Source organism: Clostridium sp. CM042 (assembly GCF_055080995.1).
Map to the genome: position 1 here is coordinate 1,831,175 of NZ_CM143646.1, position 16,286 is coordinate 1,847,460.

The 16,286-nt window shown below is 29.9% G+C and carries 18 protein-coding genes; 9 read left to right on the forward strand and 9 right to left on the reverse strand.

Annotated features, from left to right (window positions below; translation table 11 throughout):
- Positions 1-189: 189 nt before the first annotated feature.
- Positions 190-603, forward strand: coding sequence for a hypothetical protein (locus tag ACWJJ7_RS08590; RefSeq protein WP_462964823.1), 414 nt, complete (start codon positions 190-192; stop codon positions 601-603).
- A 327-nt stretch (positions 604-930) separates the two neighbouring features.
- On the opposite strand, the gene ACWJJ7_RS08595 is transcribed toward ACWJJ7_RS08590, so the two are convergent.
- The gene (locus ACWJJ7_RS08595) at positions 931-1,089 is read right to left on the reverse strand and encodes a hypothetical protein (protein WP_462964824.1); all 159 of its coding nucleotides are present in this window, start codon (positions 1,087-1,089) and stop codon (positions 931-933) included.
- 278 nt (positions 1,090-1,367) lie between these two features.
- On the opposite strand from ACWJJ7_RS08595, the gene ACWJJ7_RS08600 reads away from it, so the two are divergent.
- Positions 1,368-1,547 (forward strand): asparagine synthase, encoded by a 180-nt coding sequence (locus ACWJJ7_RS08600; RefSeq protein WP_462964825.1) that lies wholly within the window; start codon positions 1,368-1,370, stop codon positions 1,545-1,547.
- 257 nt (positions 1,548-1,804) lie between these two features.
- Positions 1,805-2,980 carry an amidohydrolase gene (locus tag ACWJJ7_RS08605; protein ID WP_462964826.1) on the forward strand — a complete coding sequence of 392 codons (1,176 nt, stop codon included), beginning with the start codon at positions 1,805-1,807 and terminating at the stop codon, positions 2,978-2,980.
- Between the two features lie 81 nt (positions 2,981-3,061).
- Here ACWJJ7_RS08605 and ACWJJ7_RS08610 read toward each other — a convergent pair whose 3' ends face one another.
- The 3 genes from ACWJJ7_RS08610 to ACWJJ7_RS08620 form a co-directional block, all read right to left on the reverse strand.
- Positions 3,062-4,498 (reverse strand): carbon starvation CstA family protein, encoded by a 1,437-nt coding sequence (locus tag ACWJJ7_RS08610; RefSeq protein ID WP_462964827.1) that lies wholly within the window; start codon positions 4,496-4,498, stop codon positions 3,062-3,064.
- A 100-nt stretch (positions 4,499-4,598) separates the two neighbouring features.
- Positions 4,599-5,300, reverse strand: a complete 702-nt coding sequence (locus tag ACWJJ7_RS08615) for a LytR/AlgR family response regulator transcription factor (protein WP_462964828.1) — start codon at positions 5,298-5,300, stop codon at positions 4,599-4,601.
- Positions 5,301-5,304: 4 nt separating this feature from the next.
- Complete coding sequence (locus ACWJJ7_RS08620; RefSeq protein ID WP_462964829.1) at positions 5,305-6,978, reverse strand: LytS/YhcK type 5TM receptor domain-containing protein; 1,674 nt, start codon at positions 6,976-6,978, stop codon at positions 5,305-5,307.
- 269 nt (positions 6,979-7,247) lie between these two features.
- Here ACWJJ7_RS08620 and ACWJJ7_RS08625 point away from each other — a divergent pair, with 269 nt between their 5' ends.
- Positions 7,248-7,856: a 3'-5' exonuclease gene (locus ACWJJ7_RS08625; RefSeq protein ID WP_462964830.1), complete on the forward strand. Its 609-nt coding sequence runs from the start codon at positions 7,248-7,250 to the stop codon at positions 7,854-7,856.
- A 30-nt stretch (positions 7,857-7,886) separates the two neighbouring features.
- Here the strand turns inward: ACWJJ7_RS08625 and ACWJJ7_RS08630 are convergent, their stop codons facing one another.
- Entirely contained in the window at positions 7,887-8,312 is a 426-nt protein-coding gene (locus tag ACWJJ7_RS08630; RefSeq protein ID WP_462964831.1) for an acyl-CoA thioesterase, read from the reverse strand.
- A 43-nt stretch (positions 8,313-8,355) separates the two neighbouring features.
- Positions 8,356-9,081, reverse strand: coding sequence for a hypothetical protein (locus ACWJJ7_RS08635; RefSeq protein WP_462964832.1), 726 nt, complete (start codon positions 9,079-9,081; stop codon positions 8,356-8,358).
- 234 nt (positions 9,082-9,315) lie between these two features.
- Between ACWJJ7_RS08635 and ACWJJ7_RS08640 the strand changes: the two genes are divergently transcribed.
- Positions 9,316-9,480, forward strand: a complete 165-nt coding sequence (locus tag ACWJJ7_RS08640; protein ID WP_462964833.1) for a hypothetical protein — start codon at positions 9,316-9,318, stop codon at positions 9,478-9,480.
- 235 nt (positions 9,481-9,715) lie between these two features.
- Here the strand turns inward: ACWJJ7_RS08640 and ACWJJ7_RS08645 are convergent, their stop codons facing one another.
- Both ACWJJ7_RS08645 and ACWJJ7_RS08650 read right to left on the reverse strand, forming a co-directional pair.
- The gene (locus ACWJJ7_RS08645) at positions 9,716-9,883 is read right to left on the reverse strand and encodes a zinc-ribbon domain-containing protein (RefSeq protein ID WP_165412632.1); all 168 of its coding nucleotides are present in this window, start codon (positions 9,881-9,883) and stop codon (positions 9,716-9,718) included.
- Between the two features lie 248 nt (positions 9,884-10,131).
- Positions 10,132-11,361 carry an aminopeptidase gene (locus ACWJJ7_RS08650; RefSeq protein ID WP_462964834.1) on the reverse strand — a complete coding sequence of 410 codons (1,230 nt, stop codon included), beginning with the start codon at positions 11,359-11,361 and terminating at the stop codon, positions 10,132-10,134.
- A gap of 374 nt (positions 11,362-11,735) precedes the next feature.
- On the opposite strand from ACWJJ7_RS08650, the gene ACWJJ7_RS08655 reads away from it, so the two are divergent.
- The 3 genes from ACWJJ7_RS08655 to ACWJJ7_RS08665 all read left to right on the forward strand — a co-directional run bounded on the left by ACWJJ7_RS08655 (position 11,736) and on the right by ACWJJ7_RS08665 (position 13,807).
- Positions 11,736-12,290, forward strand: a complete 555-nt coding sequence (locus tag ACWJJ7_RS08655) for a hypothetical protein (protein ID WP_462964835.1) — start codon at positions 11,736-11,738, stop codon at positions 12,288-12,290.
- A 367-nt stretch (positions 12,291-12,657) separates the two neighbouring features.
- The gene (locus ACWJJ7_RS08660; protein ID WP_462964836.1) at positions 12,658-12,957 is read left to right on the forward strand and encodes a hypothetical protein; all 300 of its coding nucleotides are present in this window, start codon (positions 12,658-12,660) and stop codon (positions 12,955-12,957) included.
- A gap of 295 nt (positions 12,958-13,252) precedes the next feature.
- Positions 13,253-13,807, forward strand: a complete 555-nt coding sequence (locus ACWJJ7_RS08665) for a sugar O-acetyltransferase (RefSeq protein ID WP_462964837.1) — start codon at positions 13,253-13,255, stop codon at positions 13,805-13,807.
- Positions 13,808-13,894: 87 nt separating this feature from the next.
- Here the strand turns inward: ACWJJ7_RS08665 and ybaK are convergent, their stop codons facing one another.
- Positions 13,895-14,365 (reverse strand): Cys-tRNA(Pro) deacylase, encoded by a 471-nt coding sequence (gene ybaK / locus ACWJJ7_RS08670; RefSeq protein WP_462964838.1) that lies wholly within the window; start codon positions 14,363-14,365, stop codon positions 13,895-13,897.
- Between the two features lie 233 nt (positions 14,366-14,598).
- Here ybaK and yjeM point away from each other — a divergent pair, with 233 nt between their 5' ends.
- Positions 14,599-16,128, forward strand: a complete 1,530-nt coding sequence (gene yjeM / locus ACWJJ7_RS08675; protein WP_462964839.1) for a glutamate/gamma-aminobutyrate family transporter YjeM — start codon at positions 14,599-14,601, stop codon at positions 16,126-16,128.
- Positions 16,129-16,286: the final 158 nt, after the last annotated feature.

Below are 16,286 nucleotides of genomic sequence, written 5' to 3' on the forward strand. Positions count from 1 at the left end.
TAATGAAATATTTACTCTATAGTTTAGTTAAGTTTTGTATCATAGTCAATTTAATGATATAATTAATCTATTGTCATTAAACATCTAAAAAATAGACAGGGCTAGAATAGACAAGTATACTTACTAGTTATTTTTTTAAAAATGCCTTAATTAATGACTAAATAAAAAATGTAAAGTGGGAAGATTAAAATGAGAAATACAAAATTAGAAAGAGCAATAATTAAAATAGATAATGAGATTGCCGCTATGAAAATAGCTAAGAAATACTTATCAAATTTAAAAGAAATTAATGTTGTACAGGATACTTTAAATAATAAAAGACAGCTAATCGCCGACGATTTGTATGCTGAAGATAAAAAATGTTATGAGACGTGCTGTGATACTATAGAAGAAATGCTAGATAAAGAACTCGCAGAAGAAGATCAAATAGAATTACTCGAAATGATAAGACAAACATTTGGAAGACAATCCCCAAATGTAAGCAAAAAAAGTAGTGGCCTTAATGCCTGGTTAAAAGAACTTTGTATTGAATACAATTGGATTAAAAATGAAGAAACTGATTGGGATACAGTTATTATTACTGGATTTGGGTTATATGAATAATCGCCAAATTTTCGCTTACAATTAAATCATCACCTGATAATTAAACACCATGTTGAGGTAACATTCAACATGGTGTTTAATTAATTTATAATAAAAAAGATGCCTATAAAATAAGCAGTTTTTTATATTTTCTTTATTTACCTACTTCTGGAACTCTTTTAGCATCGTCCTTCTTCATTTTCTTATTATTATCACCTTTAGGCTGAACTTGCGGTCTACTCATTCCTTTTTTCGCCATAACTTTGCCTCCTTAAATTTATTTATTATATTGCTTATTACATCTATTATCTTTTACATATTATTTTGTTTAATACATTTGATTTTCTATTATTTTTCTCTAATATCATTATTAATATTTATGACTTCCTCTTCATTTAGACTTGTCAAGTCTAGAATTTCAATCATTCCTTTGCCTTCTTCAAGCAAATTTTTTATATTTTCAACTTCCTCTTCATGCTGTCCTTTTGGCAATTTTGTTTTTTTCATAAACTTTTATTTACCTCCTCTAAATATTAATACTATCTTCTAATATTTTATTGCGATACTTTATTTTTACCTAGAAGATAACTTTTATTCTAAAAGTGCTAAAACTTCCACTTATAAAAGTTGAAAACTTTCCTTCTTAAATGTCGTTAAAAATATGCATATGAAATGTGCATACATTATAAGTCATAACAAACCATATGTAGAATATATTCTATAGTATTAATAATCTCATATTTGTAAAAGCTATTAAAATGTTATTAAAAAGGAGGTCTTTTAATATGCGTGAAGGATTAATTCCAACTATGTTAGGTGCAGTTGTTACTACTGCTGGAGCATCATTTTCAAAAAATAATATGAATAAAAAAAATATGCTTCCTATGATTGAAGCAGGTGTTATAGGATTTGGACTCGCTCACATTATACTAGGAGCTATTGATCTTGTTGAACACAAAAGTTAATCTGCTTTGTTACATTTGTTGTAAATACTTGAAAAGTCTATAATTATTCAAAAGAATTATTTAGAATATAAGAAAAAACTGATTAGAAATTGAAATTTCTAATCAGTTTTTTTATAGACTTTTCCTTTACCAATATTTACTATTTTATGTTATAATAGTATTAATATAATATTTTTATAATAAGAATATTAATATAGCTAAATAAATATTTTTATCTTATTTTGCTACAAATCATTAATAAGTGAGGAGTTTTTTATATGATTTTAATTAAAAATGCCCATATACATAGTATGGGAAATAATAATTTTGAAAATGGAATGATTCTAGTTGATCATGGTAAAATTATTGCTATTGGAAATGATGTAAATCCACCCCGTAATGCAGAAATCATTGATGTTAAAGGTAAGTTCGTTATGCCAGGAATGATTGATGCTCACTGTCATCTAGGAATGTGGGAAGACGGAATGGGCTTTGAAGGTGCTGATGGCAATGAGGCTTTTGACCCTGTCACTCCTCATTTAAGAGCAATTGACGCCATTAATCCTATGGACATATGTTTTAAAGATGCAATCGGGGCTGGAATAACAACTGTTGCAACTGGTCCAGGTAGTGCCAATGTAATTGGTGGACAGTTTGCGGTTATTAAAACCTATGGAAATAGAATTGATGATATGATTGTAAATGAGTGTCTTGCTATGAAAGTAGCTTTTGGTGAAAATCCTAAAAGAGTGTATCATGCTCAGAAAAAATCTCCAAGCACAAGAATGGGCACTGCTGCAATTTTAAGAGAAAGTCTTATTAAAGCGAAAATGTATGTAGAAAAACAAAATAAAGGCTTAGAAAATCCTGATAAAACACCTGAATTTGATATGAAAATGGACGCTTTAGCAAAAGTTATAAGAAAAGAAATACCTTTAAAAGCTCATGCCCATAGAGCTGATGATATCCTTACTGCCCTTCGAATCGCAAAAGAATTTAATATAGATGTAACCCTTGACCATTGCACAGAAGGCCATTTAATTATAGATTATTTAAAAGGAGGCATTCAAAAGGGTGTAATATTAGGTCCTTCTCTTTCTAATAGATCAAAAGTAGAACTTAAAAATCTAACTTTTAAAACGCCTGGAATTTTATCAAAGGCAGGTATAAAAGTAGCTATAATGACAGACCATCCTGTTATTCCACTTCAATATCTCCCAGTATGTGCTGGTATTGCATCAAGAGAGGGTATGGATGAAGAAGAGGCCCTTAAGGCAATAACTATAAATGCTGCAGAAATACTTGGCATAGATGGCATTGTTGGAAGCTTGGAAATTGGAAAGGATGCCGACATTGTTATATATAGTGGACATCCCTTTGATTTAAGAAGTAAAGTAGAATTGGTAATGGTCAATGGTGAAATTGTAAAAAATGAAATTTTAAAGGAATTTTAAAGGAATTTTAAAGAAATAAAGGCTGTCAACATAAAATTTATGTTAACAGCCTTTACTTTATAATGGGATTTAAAAGAAATTTTACATATTAACGTTGCTTTTTACTTCTACCTTTTTTGCTGCAATCAAGAAAATTATCATTGTTGCAATTGCTCCTATAACCCCAAATGTGTATGAAATGCTTTGAGAGAGCTTAAATCCCTCTGGGGCAATCAAAATGTAGGAAGTACATACGGCTGTCATAAATGTAGCCGGCACCGTTGCCATCCAGTGTTTTTTACCCAGACTAACCATATACATACCTGCTGTCCATAATACTATAGTAGCTAAAGTTTGATTAGACCATCCAAAGTATCTCCATATTATTGCAAAATCCATCTTAGTTAATATGAACCCTACCACAAATAGTGGAATACTAATTACAAATCTATTTTTAATAGGACCTTGACTAAATTTAAATGCATCAGCCAAAGTTAATCTTGCACTTCTAAATGCTGTATCACCAGAAGTTATAGGACATGCTACAACTCCAAGTATAGCCAAGATTCCACCAATTTTCCCAAGCAAACTAATTGAAGATTCGTTTACTACCCATGCTGCTGTGTGGCCGCTAATTGCCATAGTAGCATTTAACTGGTCTACTCCTCCAAAGAAACTCATTGCTGCCGCTGCCCAAATTAATGCAACTATACCTTCTACTATCATTGAACCATAAAATATTTTTTTTCCTTGTTTTTCACTACTTATACACCTTGCCATCAAAGGTGATTGAGTTGCATGGAACCCCGAAATAGCCCCACAAGCAATAGTTATAAATAACATAGGGAATATTGGATTTTTATCTGGATTTGAATGCATATTAGTCAAATTGGATAGTGTTACTTCTGGAATATGGTATCCACCAAAAATCAAGGCAAAAGCAATACCAACTGCCATAATTAACAAGCAAAACCCAAAAACAGGATATATTTTTCCGATAAGCTTATCTATCGGAATCATTGTTGCCAGTAAATAATATGCAAATATAATGTAAATTAATAATTCAAAATTCATACCTGTTAAATCTTTTAATATACCTGCGGGTCCAGTTACGAAAACTACTCCTACTAGTATTAAAACTATTACTGAAAACACTCTCATAAAGTTTTGAAATCCTTTACCAAGATATTTTCCTACAACTTCAGGAATACTTGCACCATCATGTCTTACTGATAGCATACCTGAAAAATAATCATGAACTCCACCTGCAAATATGCATCCAAATACAATCCACAAAAACGCTACCGGACCCCACATTGCTCCTGCAATTGCCCCAAATATAGGTCCTAATCCTGCAATGTTAAGAAATTGAATTAAGAAAATCTTCCATTCAGGCATTTCAACAAAATCTACACCATCCGCTAGCCTTATAGCGGGAGTTTTAATTGACTCGTCTGCTCCAAAAGCTTTTTCTACAATTGTGCCATAAATAAAATAACCTGCTATAAGAGCTATAATTGCTAAAATAAATGATACCATTTGAACTCCTCCTAATTACTTATTAACTGAATTATAATATATTTCTAGATTCGAATACGGTTTCATACATGAAAAAACAAAAAAAGCACATGGAGTGCTTTTATATGCCCATTAGTTGTTTAAACTCAATTATATTATTTCTGCTTACTGGTATATCTGCTTCTTCACCTTGCAATTTTAACATAAAGGTATTGTTAAACCATGGAATTATTTCCGTTATTTTATCAGTATTTATAATATATGATCTATGACTTCTAAAAAAGAATTCTTCTGGAAGCTTTTTATAGAATTCAGAAATGCTACAATTTATATTGTATTGCATTCCTTTAATATAAATTAATGTTTCTCTTTCTCTTGCTTCACAATAAGAAATATCAATTATACTCCTCACCATCATTTTATTATCTTTCCAAAGTGTTATTTTATTATTTATACTTTTTTTATCCAAAAATTTCTCAATATTTTTTAATGTACTAACTATACGCTCTTCTGAATACGGCTTTAATATATAATCATAAGCCTGAATTTCAAAGGCATCTACAGCATAATCTTTATGGGCCGTAATAAAAATGATAAGGGAGTGTTTGGGGAAGTGATTAATAATTTTACCTAATGCCATTCCATCTAATTTAGGCATATTGATATCCAAAAAAATAATATCTGGTTTGTTTTGTTCAATGAACTCTAATGCTTTAATAGAATCATCAAATTCATCCATTATTTTAATACTACTGAAATTGTTTATGAAATACTTTAGTTCCTCTCTTGAAGGATATTCATCATCCACAATAATACAATTCATATCATCACTCCCTTATTTCCCTCACATTGAAATTAATTCTAGTACCACTCGTAAGTCTTTCTATTCTTAATCCTTCACCATAAATATATTTTAGCCTATTATGAACATTTGACATGCCTATTTTATTTTCTTCCATTTTACCTTCGTAGACCTTTTCTATAATTTCTTTTGAAATACCAACTCCATCATCTTCAATCACTATACTAACGTTTCCATCCATAATTTTTTTAATTTCAATTGTAACTGTACCGTATCCTTTACCTTCTAAAATACCATGTTTAATAGAATTTTCAACCATTGGTTGAATAATCAGATTTGGAATCTTGACATCTAAATCATCTTCAATATTATAAACTACATGAAGTTTTTCTCCAAACCTTGCTTTTTCTATTTCTATATATGCTTTAACCTGCTCTAGTTCACGGTAAATATCTACGAGATTTTCTCCTGTTTCTAAATTATATCTCAAGTAAGTGGATAAATTTATAATTAACTCTCTTGCACGATTAGGATCAAGTCTAATAAATGAAATTATAGTATTTAGCGCATTAAATAAAAAGTGAGGATTTATCTGAGCTTGTAACGCCTTTATTTCAGCCTTACTTGCCATATTCTTTAGCTCTCCTAATTTACTAATTTCTAATTGAGTAGAAATTAGTTGGGATAATCCTACGGCTAAGTTTATATTTCTAAAGGAAATTGCATCCTCGCTACAATAATATATTTTTAATGTTCCTATCATTTCGTCTCCTTCCTTCAAAGGAGCAATAATTGCGGATTTCAAATTGCAATTCAAGTTAGGACACTCTATCTGATTTTCATTAGTTAAAGAAAGCAAGTTTCCCTCTTTAATAACTTTTTTTGTAGCTTTTGTTTCAATCCTGTGCCCTTTTATATGATGATCAGCTCCCACACCTACATGAGCTAATATATACTTCTTATTTGTTATAGCTACTGCATCCGCGTGAATCGAATCCTTTATTATTCCACATATATCTTCTAATGAATTTTCATTCATTTCTCTAAAATATGGCAAGGTTTTATTAGCTATTTCTAAAGCAATTTGTGCTTGTTTTGCTGCAATCTCATCCTTTTCCTTATGTATTTTTTGAAATATTAATATTAATATTGAAATTCCTATGGCATTAATAACGCTCATAGGAAAATATATACTTTTCACAATGGTAATGGCACTACTAAACGGATGTGCCATTACAAGTATTAAAATCATTTCTAAAGTTTCAATTAGAACCCCACCAATTAACCCATACAACCACTTGTTATTTTCATTTGATTTTTTATACATTATACTTGCAACTATTCCTGAAATTATAGTAACAATTGTACAAGGTATTGATGTAATTCCTCCTACATCTACTAGTAGCCTGTGCATTCCAGCTATAACCCCTGAAAGTATCCCTACAAAAGGACCACATAATATTCCCCCTGCCATTACTCCAATAATTCTAGTATTGGCAATAGCTCCATTAAACTCTGTTCCTGTGTATGTCCCCAAAATTCCAAATGTGCCAAAAATTATTGAGAGCATAATTAAATCTCTTTTTTTTAATTTATCTTTTTGCACAATCTTCTTAAAGCTCCCTATCCTAGAAACAAAAAAAGCAATAAGAATCACATACCCTAAATTATTAGTAAGATTTCTTAGCAATTCGATCATACATATTAACTCCATTTCACCCATACATCTAAAAAATAACTAGTCAGTATATTAGTCTATACTTGTCTATTTTTATCGCATAATTAAATAAGGTTTTATAAATAGTATATACAACATTGTATAATATATAAAGATATATTATCTATGTTATAATTACTACAAGGTTATTTTTAATTAATACGAAATGTTGGAACACTTTAAATAACTTTTATATATTATTCTATTAATTGTAAATATACACCTAGGTGATAACTACAGGAGGGTCTCTAATGAGAATGATTTTTTTTGATACAGAAACTACTGGCATAAGGCCAGGAAATATATGCCAGATTAGCTATATCCTTGTTGATACTAATTATAAACCAACAAAAACAATAGGTAAAAATATCTTCTTTACAGTAGATTATATAGAACCATCTGCGCAAGATGTGCATGGTTTCAGTGTAGATGCTTTGTTTGAACTAAGCAATGGCAAAACTTTTGAAGATTCTCACGAAGATTTTATTGATGACTTTTTAACCGCAGACATTCTTATAGGACACAATGTTAATTTTGACATAAAATTTTTAACTCATGAACTTGAAAGTTGTGGTCATAGTCTAAATCCTAGCCATACCTTTTGTACAATGAAATATTATAAAGATATATGCAAACTTCTTACTTCAAGAGGGGGCCATAAAAACCCAAAATTATCAGAAACTATTAAATTTCTTAAGTTAAATGAGACTCATATAAATTTAAAAAGCATTGAATATTTTGGAGATACTTCAAATTTTCACGATGCTAGATTTGATACTACTGCAACCTATTTGCTAGTTACAGAAGGTATTAAGAAAGGTTTTATCCCTAAACATTATTTTTCAAATCTTGTTAAATAATTTATAATGAAAAGATAGAATAATATTACATTATTCTATCTTTTCAAAGAGTTTTTCAAATCTGCTCCACATCTCCATATTAACCTTTTTAAGATTTACAACTCTAAATTTTTCATTAACAAAAGCATGAGTTGTACTGCCTTTAGCTAAGATTTTCCCGTCATTTTCTCTAATAACATTATAATTGAATATTACCTTAGCCCCATTTAGCTCTTTCATGAATGTTTGGATTATAATTATATCCTCATATTTAGCTCCTTCTATGTATTTGCAAGAGCTCTCTACCACCGGTAACATAATATTATTTTCTTCCACCTGTTTATAGGTCATACCTATTTCTGTTATATACTCTGTTCTACCTACTTCAAACCAAGCGTAATAATTTGAATGATGCACAATCGCCATTTGATCCGTCTCAACATACCTTACTTTTAGTTTTGTTTCATTGATATACATTTTCATTTCTCCAGTCTTCATTTGTGTTAAGCTCTAAAAATTATTAGAATTCATATATTATACCATCACAAAATATCCTTTTAATAACTCTATTATATACATATATTTGAATTATATCACCCTTTTTTAGGTATAATTCTACAGGCAAATTAAGGTCACATACAAAATTTCCTGATTTTATTTTTAGTTTTGTCCTGTGAATATGGTTTCTTCCCGCCAAATCTGCAATGTCTGCACCTAATAGCAACCCCTGTCCTGAGGTCATGCTATCAATTTGTATTCTTGGATAATCAATAATCTTTGCAACCATAGGAATATCATTTCCTATTTTTTCATTGCTAACATCTACTGTATCCTCATTCATAATTATGGAATCATTTTCAATTATAACATTATTAATATCCACCAAGAAATATGCATTGATCTCTGCATTTGGAATACTTTTATAATGGAAATTTTCTTCATAACGTAATATTCTAAGATATACCAATTTCAACAATTCTTCATAAGTATTATTTTTAAATTTGCCAAACTCTTTAATTATTATATTGTCTATACTTTTGCTTAATCTTGGTTCATTAATTTTCCCTAAAATGCTTTTACAGCCCAAAAAACTGGCTAACTCCGATTTTATTTTGCTTTTATTAAAATCCTTATCTTCCAGTTTAATATCTGTGTTAGCAACCATAAATACACTTGTATATTGTGGATATGCAGATTGAATGAATCCTAAATATTTCCTGTTTCTATCGTATACATTAAAAGGCATATTACGTCACTTCCTCATAACCTATTTTTAAATCATCTAAATAAAATACTCTATATTAATATTATACCTCTATTTATAATTGTTAAATACAAATTTCACAAAATATTATTTTATTCAATTATTTAAAAAGGTAAAAATGATTCTATCATTTTTAGTAATTTTCCGCTGTAAATATTTTTATGATATTAGGTTATATTATTATTATATAACCCTAAAATAAAAGGAGGTATATTTATGCACAATAATAAAAGTCACATGAAAACTGATAAAAAAACTAATGCTGAACTGAGAAAAATGTTCCCTCAAAGCGGTGGTGATATAGGAATTGAAAATGGTGTGAAAATTGATGCAAATAATGACAAATTGACTAAACGTTCTAAATTATCTCATAACAAATAATATTTTTCTCGTTAAATAATCTTCATTTTTGCTAGGGTAAGTGTCCTCCACTTATATAAGTGGAGGATTCCTTTTTCACAGATAAGAATTCTTAAAATATTAATTGATGCTTCAACTTTTTTATATTACATATTTTCTCTTATTTTATCTAAACTATCCACTTTTATTTTTCCTAGAAAATAAAAAAAGCCCTATAAAACTAAAATTTTATAGGGCTATACACTACTTATTTATACTATCTTCTGAAAGATGAATTATCATTTTGTTGTTTTCTTGCTCTTCTGCAATCAACACATCTTTGTGGTTCATTTTCAAATCCTTTTTCTTTGTAGAAAGCTTGTTCGCCCTCAGTGAATACGAATTCTTTTCCACAGTCTTTACAAATTAAGTTTTTGTCTTCCATTTTAAATATTCCTCCTTTTATTTGAAAATTAAAATCTAAATTTGATTAACAATAATGTCCTAAAAAGAGGATATGCTGTTTATCATATTAGATTCCCTAGATAGCAATTATTAATTACTATTATATACTTATATTAACATATTATGAATGCATGTACAATATTTTTTACTTTTTTATGCAATCATTTTTTATATCATTATAAAATCATACCCTAGGTATTTTACAAAAATAATATTTATCTCTACCCTTTAAAATGCAAAATTACCACTCTTAAATATAGGTATTTCTTTTCCATCTGCTGTAATACCTATTATTTGCAAATCTTCTGTGCCAACCATAAAATCTTCATGCACAAAGGAATCATTAACCCCTAGTTTTGCAAGTTCCTCACTACTTAAATTTTCACCATTTTTTATGCATACTGGATATGCTTTTCCAATAGCCAAATGGCAAGATGCATTTTCGTCAAAAAGTGTATTGTAGAATAATATATTTGAATTTGATATTGGAGAATCATATGGCACTAATGCTACTTCACCAAGGTAATAAGATCCTTCATCAGTTTCAATAATGCTCTTTAAGATATCGTAGCCCTTTCCTGCTTTGAAATCTACAATTCTCCCTTGTTTAAAAGTAAGTGAGAATTTTTCAATTAGATTTCCATTATAGTTTAAAGGTTTTGAGCTTACTACTATTCCATTAACCCCATCTTTTTTAGGAAGTGTAAATACCTCTTCAGTGGGCATATTAGCTATAAACTCTATGCCTTCAGGTGTATAATCCGATCCTCCAAGCCATAAATGATTTTCTGGAAGCTCAATTTTAAGATCAGTACCTAATGAATTTTTATATTGTAAATACTTAAAGTTATTCAAATTTAAAAAGTCCATACTTTTTTTTAGATTGCTTTTGTGAGTTTCCCATGAAGCAACAGGGTCCTCTGTATCAACTCTTACTGTTTTAAATATAGAGTTCCAAAGTTTTTCCATTGCTTTATCCTCTGATAATTCCGGAAAAACTTTTTTTGCCCAGGATATAGTTGGAATTGATGCAACACACCATACATTTTTATTACTCATAAGCCTCTCTCTATATTCTTTTATTGCAGTACTAGCTGCTTTATGTGCTTTTGACATTCTCTCTGGATTAACATCCTTCATAAGCTCAGGGTCTGAAGCTGAAATACTTAAAAAAGCAGCGCCAATTCGCGCATTCGATAGGTAAAAATCTCTCTGCCATTCTGGATACTCTAAAAATACTTCTTCTGGCGCATTCATGAATTTAATTTTTGAAGATAATTCATCCCTCCAGTTTACTACTACTTCCCTAGCACCTTCTATATAAGCAATTCTAGAAACAATTCTAGTAAAAGAAGCGCACTCTATAGGAGAATTGATTACAAGTGTTTGATCCTTTTGAATATTAATTCCTGTTTTCACCAATAAAAGAGCATATTTTTCTAATAATTCGTTATCCATTAACTATCTTTAGCGAGTATGTGTACAACAAGTACCCAAATTCACTAAATACTCACTTCCTTCCAATATCTCACGTAGCACCTGCTACACGGATTGATTTTGCTTACTTTATTTGTAATTTATTATTGGTATCATCTAAGAAAATTATACCATAAAAAACAGCGTATGAAATCTAATGTTTAGATTATTACATTCTCTTAGTTGTTTTATTGCTTTTTCCATAGCCTTTACTTTTTTCTGTTAAATACAATTTTCTCCAAAATAATCATATCTGCCTTTTACTTAAATATAATTTATTCAAAACATTAATTTTTATGATTTAGGTTATACTACATTTAAACCGATAATTATTTTACTAATAAGGAGGATTCTTCATGAAATCAAAAATTGTATTATTAACATCAGCTCTATTAACTGTATTGTTTGTAGGATGCGCTAAGCAACCTGCGATCCCAAAACAAACAACACCACCAGAAACAACTCCAAATGTAGTAACCACAGCTTCAATAGTAAATACTTCAGCTGCTTTTGAAAAGTCTATAAGTAGCAAGGGGACATGGATTATTGCAATAACAAAGGATTTAGCTATTGATAAAGAGCTTGTAGTTGATGGTGAGTATAAAAACGGTAAAAAAGATGATAGTGGCAAAGATATTATACAACGTAAGATAGCTCTCTACAGCCAAGATGAAAATAAAAACATAACTGCTAGATTCACTTTAACTGTGCCAAAATTAACTATTAATAGTGCTAACGGCAGTATAGAACATGGGACTTTCAAAGGTGATCTTTATGTTTCTGCAAATAACTTTCAGTTAAAAGATGCTACTGTTGACGGAAATGTATATTTTACTACTGATGAAGCTAAATCTACATTCAAAATGGATGCTAAAAGTAAATTGACTGGAAAATCAGAATTAAAAAAATAGTATAAAATATAAATAAATCAGCTAACCAATTAATTAGTTAGCTGATTTATTACTTGAGTTTGATCAAATACATAATATCTTCCTTCAAATTTTACACCCCCTTCTATCCATTTTTTTAAATTAATTGACAAGTCAACCTTATTGCAACGAAATTTTGTTGACTTGTCAATTATTAAACACTTCATCTTTATTGAATTAATTTATGAATCTTTGTTTGGTATGTATTTGTCTTTAGACATTCACAATAAAGGTTATACAAAACAATAAAGATTAATTATAAACTATGTTTATAACTACAAAAATCAGTAACATAAAATGTTATTTTACATAATAATATATTATATATAACTTTTATAAGGAGAATTTTATGAAAAATTATTCAATGAATGGTAAAGATATGAATGAAATGAACCCTATGATGTCAATGAATCAAATGGATTCTATGATGCCGATGATGCCTATGAGTCAAATGACGCCAATGAATCCTATGATGCATATGAATCAAATGAATCCTATGATGTCGATGATGCCTATGAATCAAATGACGTCAATGGATCCTATGATGCAGAACTGTATGATGCACATGATGCATATGATGTGCATGATGTGTATGATGCATATGCATAAAATGATGCCTATGACCGACAAAGACAATGTAAAAAAATAATTTTTTACTTAGATTCAAGCAAAATCATATAATTAGACTAAGTCACATAAATAATCTAAGTGACTTAGTTTTTTTTGTTCTTCCATGTTTATTTTTCCATAATTTCCATTCCAAATTTTTGTGAAACACCCCCCTTATTCTCGATATCTACCATATGCTTTAAAGACATATCACATAGTTCCATTTCTAAACACTTTACTTTCTATATTAAGCTTTATTGACTCTTTAATTCTACTGTTTACTCTACTATGTTATACTCATACTTACTAAGTATATAGAATAAGGAGTGTATAAAATGAGTGAAAAACAAAAGATGCTAAATGGTGAAATATATAATGCCTATGATAAAGATTTAGTGCTCTTAAGAAATAAAGCTAGACATCTTACAAAATTATATAATAATACTGACCCCGAGGAAACAATCCAGCGAATAAATATTATTAAAAAACTATTTGGAAAAATAGGAGAGAATTTTGAAATAGAACCTCCCCTTCATTGTGATTATGGCACTAATATTGAAATTGGAGAAAATTTCTATGCCAATTTTAATTTTTTGATTTTAGATGATGGGCTTGTAAAAATTGGACATGATGTATTATGTGCTCCTAATGTAAGCATATTTACTGCAACTCATTTGATTGATCCCAAATTAAGGCCCAAAAATGCTGATTATACAAAAGCTGTAACTATAGGAAATAATGTATGGATTGGCGGTGGATCTATAATAAATCCTGGTGTAACTATTGGAGATAATAGCGTAATAGGTTCTGGTAGCGTGGTTACAAAAAATATTCCAGCTAATGTTATCGCTGTTGGAAACCCTTGTAGAATAATAAAAAATATTGTTTAATTAATAAAAGTTACTTAATAAATCATAGCGCTTGGTTCAGCGATAATTGAGGTGCTTCACTTAATTCATCATGGAATAATTGTTAGTTTACTTTACTAAAAAAGCAAACTCACCCTCCACAATATTCTTTAATAAATTTGCGTTAATTTCTATTTGAACTCCTATTTTTCCAGCACTTACAATTATCGTTTCTATTTCGAGAGCACTTTTATCAATAAATGTTTTATACTGTTTCTTCATACCTATAGGGGAACACCCCCCTCTAACATATCCTGTAACCTTTTGAAGATCCTTTAAATCTAACATTTCTATTCTTTTCTCGTTAGTTACTTTAGCTACTTTCTTAAAGTCTATTTCTTCTCTAACTGGAATTACAATTACATAAATATTTTTAGAAATTCCATGTGTCACTAAAGTTTTATAGACATACTTTTCATCTCTACCTATCTTATTTGCCACAGACACTCCATCTATTTTATCATCTTTGATATCATAAGTTATAACATTGTATTCTACATTCACTTTATCTAAAATTCGCATAGCATTTGTTTTTATCATCATTTTCCCCTTTATTTAAATGGATTTACAATAAAACGATAGTTTCAAAGCTTCCTTTATTATATCCTCTTTTCTTACCTTATGCACTATTTACCTAAGCACTATAGTATACATTCTACTAATTCCTAATTATTAACTGAAATTTATTTTTTTGCCATTGAATTTTCTGGAAATTGTTATATAATGATATTAGTAAAGTAAATTAAATCGTCTACATTAAAGGGGGAAAAAACATGTCAGAAAAAGTTAAAAATACTAAACATTTAACATTGGTATCATTAGTTTTAATGATTTTCACTTCAGTTTATGGCTTTAACAACATCCCCAGATCATTTTATAAAATGGGATATGCTGCCATACCATGGTATATCTTATCAGGAATAACATTTTTTATTCCTTTTGCTTTCATGCTAGCTGAGTTTGGTGCAGCTTTCAAGGACGAAAAAGGTGGAATCTACTCATGGATGGAAAAATCAGTGGGAGCCAAATTTGCTTTTATGGCAACGTTTATGTGGTACGCATCTTATGTAATCTGGATGGTTAACGTTGCATCAGGAGTATGGGTCCCAATATCAAATGCAATATTTGGTAAAGATACAACACAGACTTGGGCCTTATTTGGAATAACTGGATTAACTGGCCCTAAAACTCTCGGACTACTTGGAATACTTTGGATAATATTTGTTACAGTTATATCAACTAAGGGATTAGATAAAATTAAGAAGGTAACTTCACTAGGTGGCACTGCAGTTGCATTGTTAAACGTAGTCTTATTAGTCGGATCACTACTAGTCCTTATAGGAAATCATGGCCAGTTAGCTCAGCCAATAGTTGGGCTTAATTCATTCATATCTTCGCCAGATCCTGCTTATAGCGGAAATATGATTTCATCATTTGCTTTCGTAGTATTTGCTATATTTGCTTATGGTGGTATCGAAGTTGTCGGAGGACTAGTTGACGAAACAGAAAATGCTGAAAAAAACTTCCCTAAGGGTGTTGTTATTTCAGCAATTATTATCTCAGTTGGATACGCACTTGGAATATTCCTTGTTGGTATATTTACTAACTGGTCAAAGGTTATGACTGGCAACGGCGTTCACTTAGGTAATGTTGGTTATGTGGTAATGAGCAACCTAGGATATTCTCTTGGTAGTGCATTCGGTGCAAGCGAAGCAACGAGCATGGCTATGGCGCATGGAGTAGCTAGATTCGTTGGAATTTCAATGTTCTTAGCTTTAGCCGGTGCATTCTTTACATTAATGTTTTCACCACTAAAACAATTAATTGAAGGTACTCCAGCTAAATTATGGCCTGGAAAAATGGCAGAAATGAAAAACGGAATGCCTCAAAGGGCTATGTGGATTCAAGCTGTAATAGTTTGTGTTATGATTGCTCTTGTATCCTTTGGTGGAGAGAATATGTCTGGTTTTTTCGTTGTGTTAGTAGCAATGACAAACGTAGCTATGACTCTTCCATACATGTTTATAGCTTTTGCTTTTGCACCATTTAAGAAAAATAAAGATATTATCAAGCCTTTTGAAATATTCAAAACCGACAAGAGTGCTTTAATATGGACAATAATAGTTATGTTCACTGTTGGCTTTGCAAATTTCTTCTCAATAATACAACCAGCACTGGAAGGAAAATTAGCTATAACACTTTGGAGTATAGCTGGTCCAATATTCTTTGCGGCTGTCGCCTGGGTAATGTATAGCAGCTATGAAAAAAAATATTTGAATAAAAAACATACCATTTGTAAATAAGAATTTTAAATAAGTCTATGCTGAATTAAAAAGATGATTTCTGTATTATTGACAGAAATCATCTTTTTAATTTTCACATTAAAATCAAATAATTTCCTCAACAAATAATATTATTATTATTATTATTATTATTATTATTATTCCATTTACCTGATTTC